Source organism: Candidatus Nanopelagicales bacterium (assembly GCA_037045355.1).
Classification (GTDB): Bacteria; Actinomycetota; Actinomycetes; order S36-B12.
This window is the reverse complement of the sequence record JBAOHO010000008.1, coordinates 300627-313239: the sequence shown is the minus strand read 5'-3', so window position 1 is coordinate 313239 and position 12613 is coordinate 300627. Positions and strand designations below refer to the sequence as shown.

The following is a 12613-nucleotide window of genomic DNA, read 5'->3' as shown; positions in this document are numbered from 1 at the left end:
CTGCCGCCCCCTCGGACAACCGCACCACGGTCTACCCTGGAGCCACGAGCCGCAGCGAGCCAGAAAGGTCGGCGCGTGACAGCCGAAACCACCCCAGCAACCCCCTTCGGCCCCAATGAGTGGCTGGTCGATGAGCTCTACGAGCAGTACCTCAAGGACCGAGACTCGGTGGATCCGGCGTGGTGGGACTTCTTCGCCGACTACAAACCGGGGTCCTACCAGATGCTGCGCGACGCCGCCTTGAAGGATGTCGCGACCGTCACCGACGCCGCGACCGGCGAACCCCTGGTAGCCGCCCCCGCACCGGTGATCATCCCTCCGGCCGAGGCACTCGCTCCCACACCGGACGCTCCGCCGGAGTCACCGCCGATCCCCATCGCGCATCCTCCGATGCCGTCACCGACTGCGCCTGACGGCGAGCGGATCCTCGCCCCCGAGCCCGCCACGATGATCCTGCCCAAGATCGTGGCCCCGCCCGACAACGCCACCGAATCCGAGTCCACGCCGTTGCGTGGCGCCGCCGCTCGCGTGGTCACCAACATGGAGGCTTCTCTCACCGTCCCGACCGCGACCAGCGTCCGAGCGGTCCCGGTCAAGCTCCTGTTCGACAACCGCACGGTCATCAACAACCACCTCAAGCGGGCCCGCGGCGGCAAGGTGTCCTTCACCCACTTGATCGGGTTCGCGATCGTCCGGGCGCTGCAGTCCATGCCCGAGATGAACAGCTCGTTCACGGAGGTCGAGGGGCGACCCGCCGTCGTCACTCCGGCCCACGTGAACTTCGGACTCGCGATCGACCTGCCCAAGCCCGATGGCACTCGGCAACTGCTCGTGCCCAGCATCAAGGGTGCGGAATCCATGGACTTCGCCCAGTTCTGGGCGACTTACGAAGACATCGTGCGCAAGGCGCGCACAGGCAAGCTCACCGTCGAGGACTTCGCAGGCACCACGATCACGCTGACCAACCCCGGCACCATCGGCACGGTGCATTCCGTCCCGCGCCTCATGCCCGGGCAGGGAGTCATCGTCGGAGTCGGGGCCATGGACTACCCCGCCGAGTGGCAGGGGGCGAGTTCTGAGACCTTGGCCCGCAACGCCGTGTCGAAGGTCATGACGCTGACCTCGACCTACGACCACCGCATCATCCAGGGGGCACAATCGGGCGAGTTCCTGCGCCGGGTCCACCACCTGCTGCTGGGCGAAGAGGACTTCTACGACGACATCTTCCGGGCACTGCGCATCCCTTATGTCCCGGTGCGTTGGTCCCGCGACATCTCGGCGACCCACGACACCGACCTCAGCAAGACCGCCCGGGTACAAGAAGTGATCCACGCGTTCCGCGTACGCGGTCACCTCATGGCCGACATCGACCCGCTGGAATACCACCAACGGACCCACCCCGACCTCGAGGTCATGTCCCACGAACTGACCTTGTGGGATCTCGACCGGGAGTTCGCGACCGGTGGGTTCGGGGGCCGGCCGCTGATGAAACTGCGGGAGATCCTTGGCGTGCTGCGCGACTCGTACTGCCGCACCGTCGGCATCGAGTACATGCACATCCAGGACCCCGATCAGCGGGAATGGATCCAGGATCACGTCGAGATCCCGCATGAGCGTGTCCCCCGCGAGGAGCAGCTGCGCATCCTGCGCAAACTCAACGAAGGCGAGGCCTTCGAGACATTCCTGCACACGAAGTACGTCGGGCAGAAACGATTCAGCCTCGAAGGCGGCGAGTCGGTCATCCCGATGCTCGACGCCGTCATGGACTGCGCCGCCCATGATGACATCGAGGAGATCTGCATCGGAATGCCACACCGTGGACGGCTCAACGTACTCGCGAACATGGCGGGCAAGTCGTTCGGCCAGATCTTCGCCGAGTTCGAGGGCAACTACGGCACAGAGTCGGTGCAGGGATCGGGCGACGTCAAGTACCACCTGGGAACCTCCGGGGAGTTCCGCGCGCCCGACGGTGCCAGTACCAAGGTCTACCTGGCGGCCAATCCGAGCCATCTCGAGGCAGTGAACCCGGTGCTCGAAGGCATCGTGCGCGCCAAGCAGGACCAGTTGCCCAAGGACCGTCGACACGACGTGCTGCCGGTGCTCATGCACGGCGACGCCGCTTTCGCGGGGCAAGGTGTCGTCGCCGAGACCCTGCATCTGTCCCAGCTGCAGGGCTATCGCACAGGTGGCACGATCCACATCGTCGTGAACAACCAGGTCGGTTTCACCACGTCGCCGCAGTACAGCCGCTCGTCGGTGTATTCCACGGACGTCGCGCGGATGATCCAGGCACCGATCTTCCACGTCAACGGCGACGATCCCGAGGCTGTGGTCGAGGTCGCGAAACTCGCGTTCGAGTTCCGGCAGCGATTCGCCAAGGATGTCGTCATCGACCTGGTCTGCTACCGCCGACGGGGCCACAACGAAGCCGACGACCCCTCGCTGACCCAACCGTTGATGTACGCGATCATCGACCAGAAGCGGTCGGTGCGGAAGAACTACACGGAGCAGTTGATCGGGCGCGGCGACATCACGGTCGAAGAGGCCGAAGAGGCCTTGCGCCATTTCCAGCACCGTCTCGAAGAGGTGTTCCAGGCGACCCGCGACTCGATCGGGCAGTCGGAGTCGTTCACGCCCACCTCCGCCGAAGTCGAGCGCGAGGGGACCCAGGCGCTCAAACCCCAGCGTCCCGCGGCCGAAGTGGAGACCGCCATCACCCCGGCCGAGGTCGATCTCGTGCTCGAGTCACAGCAACTCATGCCCGAGGGGTTCACGGTCCATCCACGCCTGGCAACCCAACTGGATCGCCGCGTGCGCATGGTCGCCGAGGATCGCATCGACTGGGGTCTGGGTGAGGCGCTCGCCTTCGGGTCATTGGTCCACGAGGGCAAGTGGGTGCGTCTGGCCGGCCAGGACTCGCGCCGAGGCACATTCGGGCACCGTCATGCGGTGATCGTCGACAAGGTGACCGGCTGGCAGTACAAGCCGCTCAAGCACTGCTACGCCAACGGTGGCCGGTTGTTTGTCTATGACTCCCTGCTCAGCGAGTTCGCGGCCATGGGATTCGAGTACGGCTATTCGGTGGTGCGCCCGGATGCCCTGGTGATGTGGGAAGCCCAGTTCGGCGACTTCGCCAACGGCGCCCAGACCATCATCGACGAGTTCATCTCGTCCGGCGAGCAGAAGTGGGGGCAGCGGTCGAGCGTGACCCTGCTGCTGCCGCACGGCTTCGAGGGCCAGGGTCCGGACCACTCGTCCGCGCGCGTCGAACGGTTCCTGCAGTTGTGCGCCGAGGACAACATGACCTTGGCCATCCCGTCTACTCCCGCGTCGTACTTCCACCTCTTGCGCTGGCAGGTGTACTCGCGTATCCGACGCCCACTGATCATCTTCACGCCCAAGTCCCTGCTGCGCTCCAAGGCCGCGACGTCGGCGACTTCGGACTTCACCTCCGGGACATTCCGTGCGGTGATCGGGGACGATACGGCTGCGCCGGAACAGGTGCGCAAGGTCCTGCTGTGCAGCGGCAAGATCTACTACGACCTCGTCGCCGAACGGGACAAGCGCGGCGCAACAGACACCGCCATCGTGCGTATCGAACGGCTGTACCCCGTGCCGTGGCGCACACTTCCACCCGCACTCGATCGATTCCCGAACGCGGACCTGCGCTGGGTGCAGGAGGAACCGGCGAACCAGGGGGCCTGGCAGTTCGTCTCCATGAACCTGCCCCAGGTGACCGGACGCACGATCGAGGGCATCACGCGCCCCTCCTCATCCTCGCCCGCCGTCGGGTCCCACAGCAGGCACGAACGCGAACAGAAGGCGCTTGTTGCTGCCGCGTTCGCCTGAGCTACCGCCACCGTGGCTTACCGGCATGGACTGGCGGAAGGCGCAGGACCTGAGCGAACGCCACGGTGATTCGTTCTTCGTGCTCGACCTCGATCGGCTCCGCGCCAACGTCGAAGTGTGGCGCGAGGCGTTCCGTACGGAATACCCGGACACGGTCATCGCTTTTCCGTACAAGGCGAACAACCTGCCCGCCGTCTGTCAGGCGATGGCCGAGTTGGGTGTGCGGGCAGAGGTCTGTTCACCCATGGAGTGGTGGCTCGCCGGCCATGTCGGAGTGAACCCGCGAGATGTCATCTACAACGGATCGGGCCGCGCCGCGGGATCAGTCGTCGAGGCCTTGGTGGCCGGAGCGACGGTCATCATCGATTCCCCGCGTGACGCTCGGATCGTCGCGGAAACAGCCCGGTCCAACCCCGGCCGCGGTTTCGACGTGGGGATCCGTTGCGATCTTCCCGCGCCCGGCGAACCCGCCGGCCGCCTCGGACTGGTGCCCCGGGGAGCGCAGTGGGAAGAGACCGTGGCCACGTTGGCGGATCCCGAGAACCTGCGAATCGAAGGGCTGCACTGCCACCTACTCGGGGGCGACCCCGCGGAGTTCCGGCGCCGGATCACCGCCTTGCTGGAAGTGGCGAGTGATGTCTTCCGCACCGGAAGTCCGGGGTTCTTGGACATCGGGGGCGGGTTCTACGAGGAGTCCTCCGAGCAGTGGACCGCCCCCGGGCCGAAGCCCACGCCTGCCGACTACGCCCGCGCTGTCGGAGAACCACTGAGACAGGCCTTTCGCGAGGCGACGCCCCGACCGACCCTGGTGATCGAACCGGGCAGGGCGCTGGTGACCACCGCGATGACTCTCGTGTCGCGGGTCATGGATGTGAAGCCCGGCCCACGTCGGCCCGTGGCCGTGGTGGCGGGCAGCATCTTCCACACCAGTCCCAACACCCGAAGAACCGACTTCCCGGTTCACGTGCTCGCCACCTCACGGTGCGAAACACCGCTCAGACACGACCACTTCGACGTGGCCGGCAGCTCTCCGATGCCGGACGAGTGGTTGGCACTTCGGGTTGACGGAACGGTGGCTGAAGGCGACTTCGTCGTATTCCGCAACGTGGGCGCCTACTCGGTGAGCGTGCGGACTGTGTTCACGCACCCATCACCGGCGGTTCTGGGTCACGCGGCTCGGACGGGATTCACGGAGTTGGCACCGGCGGGGACACCTGAACAGATCCTCGGGCCGGCTGGGGAAGGCACTTGAGGCTGGCGTCACTCGTCATCGTCGCGTGCCAGGAACACAGCGAAGCGACCGATCCCGTCCTCCCAGGTCGGGTGCGAGTCGACGAACGCGCGCATCTGGGCCGCCAACCATTCGATGCTCACCTCTTCACCTTCGCGGCGGGTGAGTAGTTCCTCGATGCCGCGGTCCGAGTCGTACATCAGCGGGTCAACACGATCTTGCCGAAGACATGGCCTTCGGCGACGGCTCGCAACGCTTCGGGGGCCTGGGTCATCGGCATTTCTCGTTCGATGAGGGGTCGGGCACCGGTCACTTCCAGCAGGGATACGAGTCGCCGGAGTTCGTCTCGGGTTCCCATGGTCGAGCCGACGACCTCCAACTGCTTGAAGAAGACCCGGGAAAGGTCAGCCGGAGGATTCGGTCCGGAGGTGGCACCCGACACCACGATGCGCCCACCCGGGCGTAACGACTTCAGGGAGTGATCCCACGTGGCGGCGCCGACCGTCTCCATGACGGCGTCGACACGATAGGGCAGTCGGGCGCCGGATTCGAAGGCCTCATGCGCACCGAGTTCCAGCGCACCCGCGCGCTTGCCCTGATCGCGGGAGGTGACCCACACCCTCAGACCCATCAGACGACCGAGGACGATGCACGCAGTGGCCACACCGCCCCCGGCGCCTTGTACCAAGACTGTGTCGCCGGGCTCCAGCCCCGACCGGGTGGCGAGCATGCGATAGGCGGTCAGCCACGCAGTGGGTAAGCAGGCCGCCTCGGCCATGCTGAAGCCCGCTGGCAGTGGGATCACGTTGCGGTCCGGAACGGACACGTAGTCCGCGAAGGTGCCCGGATACACCTCGGAGAGCAGGCTGCGGCCAGGATCCATACTCTCGTCCGCGTAGGTAGGGTCGGCGATGACGGAGTACAGCAGTACTGGGTCACCGTCTGCGTCGAGTCCGGCGGCATCGCAGCCGAGGATCATCGGCAACCGGTCCTCGGTGATCCCCACACCTCGCAGGGTCCAGACGTCGTGGTGGTTGACGCTGGCGGCCTGGACCCGGATGACGCTCCAGCCGGGGCGTGGTTCGGGTCGCGGTTGCTCGCCCACCACGAGTCCGCGCAAGGGGTCCTGGTCGTCGAACGATTCGGCGTAGACGGCAAACATCGCGCTCAGATCTGGGCGACGCCGTCGGCTCGAGCGGCGGCGGCGACCCGACCGGCGACCTCGACGGCGACCCGGGGGTTGAACGGACTGGGCACGATCATGGTGGGCGACAGTTGATGCCCGACGACGCCGGCGATCGCCTCAGCCGCCGCGACCTTCATGCGCGGGGTGATGCGCGTTGCGCGGACATCCAGGGCCCCACGGAAGACACCCGGGAATGCGAGCACGTTGTTGATCTGGTTGGGGTAGTCGCTGCGCCCTGTCGCCACGACGGCCGCGTACTTCTCGGCCATCAACGGATCGACCTCTGGGTCCGGATTGGCGAGGCCGAAGATGACGGCGTCGGGAGCCATCGTGGCCACCACAGACTCCGGCACCTTGCCGGCGCTGACGCCGATGAAGACATCGGCGCCGGCCATGGCATCCGACAGGGCCCCGGACAGGCCCGAGCGGTTGGTCCGCTCGGCCAGAGCCCGTTTGACGGGCGTCAGGTCGTCGCGGGACATCGTCACGAGTCCCTTGGAGTCCGCGACCGCGATGTCGCCGATCCCGCTGTCGAGCAGCATGTTGGTGACGGCGACCCCGGCGGCACCGGCGCCGGAGACGACGACACGAAGGTCGGCGAGGGTCCGTCCCGTGATGTGGGCCGCGTTCATGAGGGCGGCGGTGACCACGATCGCTGTGCCGTGCTGGTCGTCGTGGAACACGGGGATGTCGAGACGGTCCTGGAGCAGCGTCTCGATGGCGAAGCATCGAGGCGCCGCGATGTCTTCGAGGTTCACTCCGCCGAACGCCGGCGAGATGCGCACGATGGTCTCGACAACTTCGTCCACGTCGGTGCAGGTCAGAGCGATCGGCACAGCATCGACACCGGCAAACTCCTTGAAGAGCAGCGCCTTGCCCTCCATGACCGGCAGGGAGGCGGCCGGACCGATATCCCCCAGTCCAAGGACCGCGGTGCCGTCGGTGACGACCAGGACGGAGTTCGATTTCCAGGTGTAGTCATGGACCAGCGCGGGCTCGTTCGCGATCGCTTGGGAAACGCGCGCTACACCGGGGGTGTAGGCCAACGACAGGCCCTCGTTGTCCCTGATCCGGACGGTGGGCCGAACTTCGATCTTGCCACCGTGGTGCAAAGGGAACGCGGGATCGTTGCTGAAATCCATGATCCTGCCAGTATCACCGCTGCTGACATGCGGAGTCGCAGCGGTGGGGGGCTCTCGGCGCACTCGTGATCCTCCCAAACGGGCCCGGAAAACGGGTGATCCAGACCTGTGCCATGCTCGCACACGTGGCAGAGGCTGGCATCCGCGCCCGTTTCACGGCGGCGGTGACGGTCGCCCTGGCCGTCGTAGCAGTGACCACATCGGGATGTGCCAGCGGACCGGGCCCGGAGCCCGAGGGCCCCGAGCAAGGCGAAGTGCCGGCGATCGCGCGGCTTGTGCCACCGGCGATCGCTGCGGACGGCGTTCTGGTGGTCGGCACCGATCCGTCGTATCCGCCGATGGAGTTCATGGATCGTGAAGGCCTCGCCGGGGCCGACATCGACCTGGCGAATGCGGTCGCGGAGGTACTCGGGCTCAGCGTGAGATTCGAGAAGGAGGCCTTCACCGCACTGGTCGACGGGGTCCGCACCGATCGGATCGAGATGGCGGTGTCGGCGTTGACGCTGGATAAGGGGGAGTCCGCCCGGGCCGACGCGGTTGTGTATTTCAACTCCGCCGATCAGGTGGTGGCCAGCCGCTCCGATCCAGGTTTGCGCCCCGGAAACATGTGTGGCCGGACGGTGGCGGCACTTGAAGGCTCCACGCAGGTTCGCACGCTGAGCGGGATCAGCCGTCAGTGTCGGGAAGCAGGTTCACCGCCCATCGTCATCGAGGCCCTGTCCGACCAGGACCAGGTGACGCGCGCCGTGCTCACCGATCGGGTGTCGGGGATGCTCACCGATATCCCCGTCGCTACTCACGTCGTGGCCCAGAATCCGCGCCGACTGCGCCTGTCGGGACGCCCCTTCGACCGGGCACCGTTCGGAATGCTCACCCCACCCCAGGCTCCCGACATGGCACGCGCTGTCGAGGGAGCCGTGCAGCAGCTCATCGATGACGGTCGCTACGAGCGCATCCTGCGCAAGTGGAACGTCGCCCGGGGCGGGGTCGAACGGGCCTCTATCCGCTGGGCGAGGCCGACACGACAGCCCTGACCCCGGGGTCGGTCAGTGCTGTGCCGCCAGGAACTCAGCGACAGACGCCAGCACGTCCGGATTCCAGGTCATGCCCGTCTGCCACGGTTGCCCGATGAGATCCGCGACGAAGATGCTGTGGGTCACGTGGAAGCTCGCGGAAGAGCGACGGGGCGCGACTTCTGGGGGCAGCCCCTGAGCCAGCGCGCTGAACCGCGACACCAGGCCGTCATTGGGCCACAACTCCGGGTCTCCTTCGTCGGCTTCGAACCAAGTTCCGCCGATCATATGGACGGGGATGTCGTCCAGCACCCCGATGGCGTGCTCGTTCCAGCGGCCAGGGCCCACGAGGTAGTGGTAGGTGTTCTCCTGCGCCAGCCCCAGGTCTCCTTCGCCCACGCGGTCCTTGAACCCCTGCGCGAACCTGGTGGCGAATTCCTGACCCATCAGGGCGGCGTCCGGGATCTCCCCGAACGCCCACCGCAGCGGGAACGTCCCCATCCACGGGGTGCCCAGGGTCGCGAGCGACCGCGTGCGCACGGGGATCTCGAGCAGCTGCATGGTACGGATCGCGGCCCGGGCGAACAGTCCGCCGTTGGAGTGCCCGACGAAGTCAACCTCGGTGACGCCGTACCGCGAGTGGAGCAACCCGACGAACCGCGCCAGCTGCTCGCCCGCGAGATCGATATCCCCGTCAGAGTTGACCGTGTACTGCTCGGCGAGGACTTCTGGCTGTCCGCCGAACGCGCCGAAACTCTCCGGATCGGGATCCGTGACGACACCGCGCCCGTTCTGTGCGGGGGCCGTGTAGACCTGGTGTCCTTCGCCGAGCAGGTACTCGCGCAACGCCGTGTCGGTGTTGCCTGCGGCCAGCCCTGTCCGGCACCCCGCCGCAGGGGTAGTGAACGGGGTCGCGGCATCGCCGCCGGACATGATCACGACAGCACGGGACATGCGCGGAGACTACCCACCCCGGCGGCGGGAGGCGCACTTCAGTTGAGTGGGGGTGACGACGGTTGCTGACGGCGGCTGACGGGTTCCGGCTGGCGCGCGCCAGCGCGGGTCGGCGGGTCGGCGCGGTTCTGCGCAGGTCGGCACGGGTCGGCACGGGTCGGCGCGGGTCGGCGCGGGTCTCAGCGTTGGCGGACGGCAGACGACACTGGCCCCCACCCGAATCCGGCTTGGTCCGGGTGGCTGGTCAGGTTCGCAGAGGGTGTTCGGGGGTGTCGTGGTGGGTGATGCCGGTGGGGGTGGCCCAGGTCCAGCCGCCGGGACTGTCGCCGTCGGGGGTGTGACCGTCGGGGCTGTGACCGTCGGGGCGTGTCGCGGTGGGTGCGGGGCTGTGACCGTGGGGGCCGTTGTTGGTCAGTTTCCAATGTCTGTGTGTTTTGAGGTTGTGGTGGCGCCTGCAAACGGGTCCGAGATTGTCTGCTGTCGTGTCGCCGTCGGGCCAGGGCACGGTGTGGTCGAGGTCGCAGCGGTGCGCGGGGGCGCGGCAGCCGGGCATGCGGCAGTACGGTTCACGGGCTCGGATCAGCCGCGCCAACGCCGCGGATGGGGTGTAGGTCCGCGCGCTGGTGGCGGTGACGTGTGCGGTGGTGGGTTCGGTGATCCACCACCGCCATTTGCGGTCCGCGGCCAGTTCGCGGGCGATCTCGGCGGGGATCGGTCCGCAGCCGGGGATCTCACCAGCGTGGTCGGCCAGGGCGAGCAAGGTGGCGGCGTCGATGACCACCGCGACCTCCCCTCGCCCCGGGGTCACCCGCGGCGGGCGGGAACCCGAAGCAGGGTTCGGCGCTGAGTTCGGTGGTGTGTTCGACGCCTCCGCGTTCCCCGCCGCCGGGCCTGAACCGGAGTCGCAGCCCGAGCCCGGGTCTGAACCGGAGTCGCAGCTTGGGCCTGAGTCGCAGCCCGATCCCGACCCTGACTTCGGGCCTGACACGGAGGTTGCGCGACTGGCTGCCTGGTCGAGGAGCAGGTCGGTGAACACGTCGGCGCGTTTGTGGTCCGCGGTGCGGTCATCGTCGGGGTCGGTGAGGTGGTGGGCGAGGTCGTGCAGGCGGTCCATGATCCGTACCGCGACGTCATCGGGGAGGTCCGCGATGATCGTGCCCACGCGCCCGTCGCGGGTCATGGTGACCCGCCGCCCCGTCTTCGCGCGTTGGCGGGTCGCGCGGAGATCCACGTGCAGTGACGCGGCGATGCGGGTCAGGCACTGGCGGACCTCGGTGATCGTCCACGCCCGCGCCCCGGTGACGTGACGAGCGCGTAGTTTCTCGATCAAGATGTCCACGACCAGGTCCGCGCGCGCGGGGGCGTCGCGGGTCAACTCGTGCAGGTCGCAGGTGACCGCGCGGGCCATGAACCCCGTGACCAGGCCCTGCTCGACCGCGGTCGACAGCGCGGGGCGCGCGATCAACGCGCGCGCGGACTGCACCCGGGTCCGCGCCCCGCGGGGGGACACGCGTAGTGCGGGGGCCAGTTCGTCGACGGCGGGGTCGACCACGGTACCCATCCGCGGGTCGTCGCGGTCCCAGTCCACAACCTGAACCGTCGCACCAGCGGCGGCGGCCACCGCCACCGTGGCCTGATGATCGATCCACGACGCCACCGCCGCCCACGCCGCGCACACCACCGTCATACACGCACACGGAGACCCCGAGCGCCCCGTGGGGCGCAGATACGACGGATGCTCCACATGAGGGTCCGGGCAGCGCCACCGCGACTGCGGGTCCAACCCCAGCAACGCCGTCACCAAGTCTGGACCCAGCGGGACATCCAGCAACGCGCGCACCGCAGGGCGCAGCGGCGCGTCCCACCACCCCGCCTGCACCCACCCCGGCCGCGACCCCACCCACGTCGCCCGCGCCGACCCCCCCGACCCCGGCAACGGCAACACCGGATCCCCACCCACGGCCTCCGCGGGGGAAGGATCCGCAGACGGGCGGGCACCCGAGGCGCAGGGATCCGCGGGCGGGCGAGTATCCGAGGCGTCAACGACCGAAGCGGCAGCGGGCTCGGGATCGACATCCGAAGGAGCAGACCCCTGACGATCCAAGGCATCGGCGACAGGACCCACCGGAGCTGCATCAGTGGAAGCAGAGTCCGCTGTAATGGCAGTCGCGGGGGAATCGGCAGCGGCCGACAGATCAGCAGTGGCACCCGGGTCGCTGGTGGTGGGGTCGCCCCGATCAGTATTCGAACTCATGTTCGAAACCTACGCCTCGGGTCCGACACCCATCACCGCCCCGACACGCCCCTGGACACACCCGCCCCCACGACACCTGTGGACAACCCCAGGCCGACAAGACCTCACCCGGACCGAGGTCACCCCCCCGGCAAGCACGGAATCACCCCACAGGACCCCGAATCTCACAGGACGGACAACCCGCGCCACCGGCTTTCCAGCAGGCGCGGCTCAAGCCCTTGACCGCGACTCGGGCACGTGTCACAACTGCAGCATGGCCGTCACTCTCGCCTCGGCTCCTTGGGCTTTCGACTTGGTGCTGACCGACGATGGTCGGTACCTGCTCACAGTGGTGTGCGGAACCGTCGGACTCTACGAAATCGTCATCGAACTCGAGGCGGACGAAGTGGCTGCCTGGAACCGCGACGGAGAGCAGTTCCTCCAAGTCCTCGTGAACGACATATCGGCAACGCCGTCCCAGTTCCTCCCGCGCCACCTGGGCACTCGCAGCTGAGGACTCGCGCAGCTGCCCGACACTCCCCACCCCCGGCGACACCCGACGGCACCTGGCGACACTCCCGCCCCGGCGGCACCTGGCGGCCCGACTCGAACAGGACCGAACGGCCAGGCATTCACCGAATGTCACGACCGTCGGTAGTACCGCAGCAACACCCGACCGACCACTGACCCGGAAGCGACCGCTCCGAAGTCCCGGCTGTCCGTCGAGCGAGCGGGATTGTCGCCCAACACCCACCAGCCCCGAGGAGTGCGCCGGATCGCCCGCTTGATGAGCAACCGACGAGGCTCTCGCGGATCTTGGACCGCCACGACTTGGCCACACCGGACCCGGTGGGTTCGCCGGATGAGCACCCAGTCCCCGGCGCGGAACTTCGGCAGCATGGAATCCCCGGTGACCACCGCGGTGAGGAAGGGCGACCGATCGCGCCACCAGTCTCGCGGGTTCATCCCCATGAGGGTAAGGTCGCGGTCAGTTGCCTGCGCATA

10 protein-coding genes are annotated in these 12613 nt (G+C 67.6%); 4 read left to right on the top strand and 6 right to left on the bottom strand.

Going from position 1 to position 12613, the window contains the following annotated elements:
- The first annotated feature begins 75 nt into the window (after positions 1-75).
- Both V9E98_02490 and V9E98_02485 read left to right on the top strand, forming a co-directional pair.
- On the top strand, positions 76-3849 hold the full coding sequence (locus V9E98_02490) for a multifunctional oxoglutarate decarboxylase/oxoglutarate dehydrogenase thiamine pyrophosphate-binding subunit/dihydrolipoyllysine-residue succinyltransferase subunit (GenBank protein ID MEI2715860.1): 3774 nt from the start codon (positions 76-78) through the stop codon (positions 3847-3849).
- A gap of 25 nt (positions 3850-3874) precedes the next feature.
- Positions 3875-5101, top strand: a complete 1227-nt coding sequence (locus V9E98_02485) for a hypothetical protein (protein ID MEI2715859.1) — start codon at positions 3875-3877, stop codon at positions 5099-5101.
- 8 nt (positions 5102-5109) lie between these two features.
- Here V9E98_02485 and V9E98_02480 read toward each other — a convergent pair whose 3' ends face one another.
- The 3 genes from V9E98_02480 to V9E98_02470 are packed head-to-tail and all read right to left on the bottom strand — an operon-like array spanning position 5110 to position 7408.
- Positions 5110-5280: a DUF6104 family protein gene (locus tag V9E98_02480; GenBank protein ID MEI2715858.1), complete on the bottom strand. Its 171-nt coding sequence runs from the start codon at positions 5278-5280 to the stop codon at positions 5110-5112.
- A complete protein-coding gene (locus tag V9E98_02475; GenBank protein ID MEI2715857.1) occupies positions 5280-6242 on the bottom strand; it encodes a zinc-binding dehydrogenase in 963 nt (320 codons plus the stop codon). The genes V9E98_02480 and V9E98_02475 overlap by 1 nt, the downstream gene beginning before the upstream one ends.
- A 5-nt stretch (positions 6243-6247) precedes the next feature.
- Entirely contained in the window at positions 6248-7408 is a 1161-nt protein-coding gene (locus V9E98_02470) for an NADP-dependent malic enzyme (protein ID MEI2715856.1), read from the bottom strand.
- Between the two features lie 125 nt (positions 7409-7533).
- Here V9E98_02470 and V9E98_02465 point away from each other — a divergent pair, with 125 nt between their 5' ends.
- A complete protein-coding gene (locus V9E98_02465; protein ID MEI2715855.1) occupies positions 7534-8442 on the top strand; it encodes a transporter substrate-binding domain-containing protein in 909 nt (302 codons plus the stop codon).
- Positions 8443-8454: 12 nt separating this feature from the next.
- Here V9E98_02465 and V9E98_02460 read toward each other — a convergent pair whose 3' ends face one another.
- On the bottom strand, positions 8455-9375 hold the full coding sequence (locus V9E98_02460; GenBank protein MEI2715854.1) for a hypothetical protein: 921 nt from the start codon (positions 9373-9375) through the stop codon (positions 8455-8457).
- Positions 9376-9619: 244 nt separating this feature from the next.
- The gene (locus tag V9E98_02455) at positions 9620-11629 is read right to left on the bottom strand and encodes a hypothetical protein (protein MEI2715853.1); all 2010 of its coding nucleotides are present in this window, start codon (positions 11627-11629) and stop codon (positions 9620-9622) included.
- Between the two features lie 253 nt (positions 11630-11882).
- Between V9E98_02455 and V9E98_02450 the strand changes: the two genes are divergently transcribed.
- Entirely contained in the window at positions 11883-12122 is a 240-nt protein-coding gene (locus V9E98_02450; GenBank protein MEI2715852.1) for a hypothetical protein, read from the top strand.
- 128 nt (positions 12123-12250) lie between these two features.
- Here the strand turns inward: V9E98_02450 and sodX are convergent, their stop codons facing one another.
- Positions 12251-12574, bottom strand: a complete 324-nt coding sequence (gene sodX, locus V9E98_02445) for a nickel-type superoxide dismutase maturation protease (GenBank protein ID MEI2715851.1) — start codon at positions 12572-12574, stop codon at positions 12251-12253.
- Between the last annotated feature and the right edge of the window lie 39 nt (positions 12575-12613).

Excerpts from the sequence above, each read along its gene's own strand:
- V9E98_02485 (MEI2715859.1), top strand. The coding sequence starts at position 3,875 with ATGGACTGGCGGAAGGCGCAGGACCTGAGCGAACGCCACGGTGATTCG.
- V9E98_02480 (MEI2715858.1), bottom strand. The coding sequence starts at position 5,280 with ATGTACGACTCGGACCGCGGCATCGAGGAACTACTCACCCGCCGCGAA.
- V9E98_02475 (MEI2715857.1), bottom strand. The coding sequence starts at position 6,242 with ATGTTTGCCGTCTACGCCGAATCGTTCGACGACCAGGACCCCTTGCGC.
- V9E98_02470 (MEI2715856.1), bottom strand. The coding sequence starts at position 7,408 with ATGGATTTCAGCAACGATCCCGCGTTCCCTTTGCACCACGGTGGCAAG.
- V9E98_02460 (MEI2715854.1), bottom strand. The coding sequence starts at position 9,375 with ATGTCCCGTGCTGTCGTGATCATGTCCGGCGGCGATGCCGCGACCCCG.
- V9E98_02455 (MEI2715853.1), bottom strand. The coding sequence starts at position 11,629 with ATGAGTTCGAATACTGATCGGGGCGACCCCACCACCAGCGACCCGGGT.
- V9E98_02450 (MEI2715852.1), top strand. The coding sequence starts at position 11,883 with ATGGCCGTCACTCTCGCCTCGGCTCCTTGGGCTTTCGACTTGGTGCTG.
- sodX (MEI2715851.1), bottom strand. The coding sequence starts at position 12,574 with ATGAACCCGCGAGACTGGTGGCGCGATCGGTCGCCCTTCCTCACCGCG.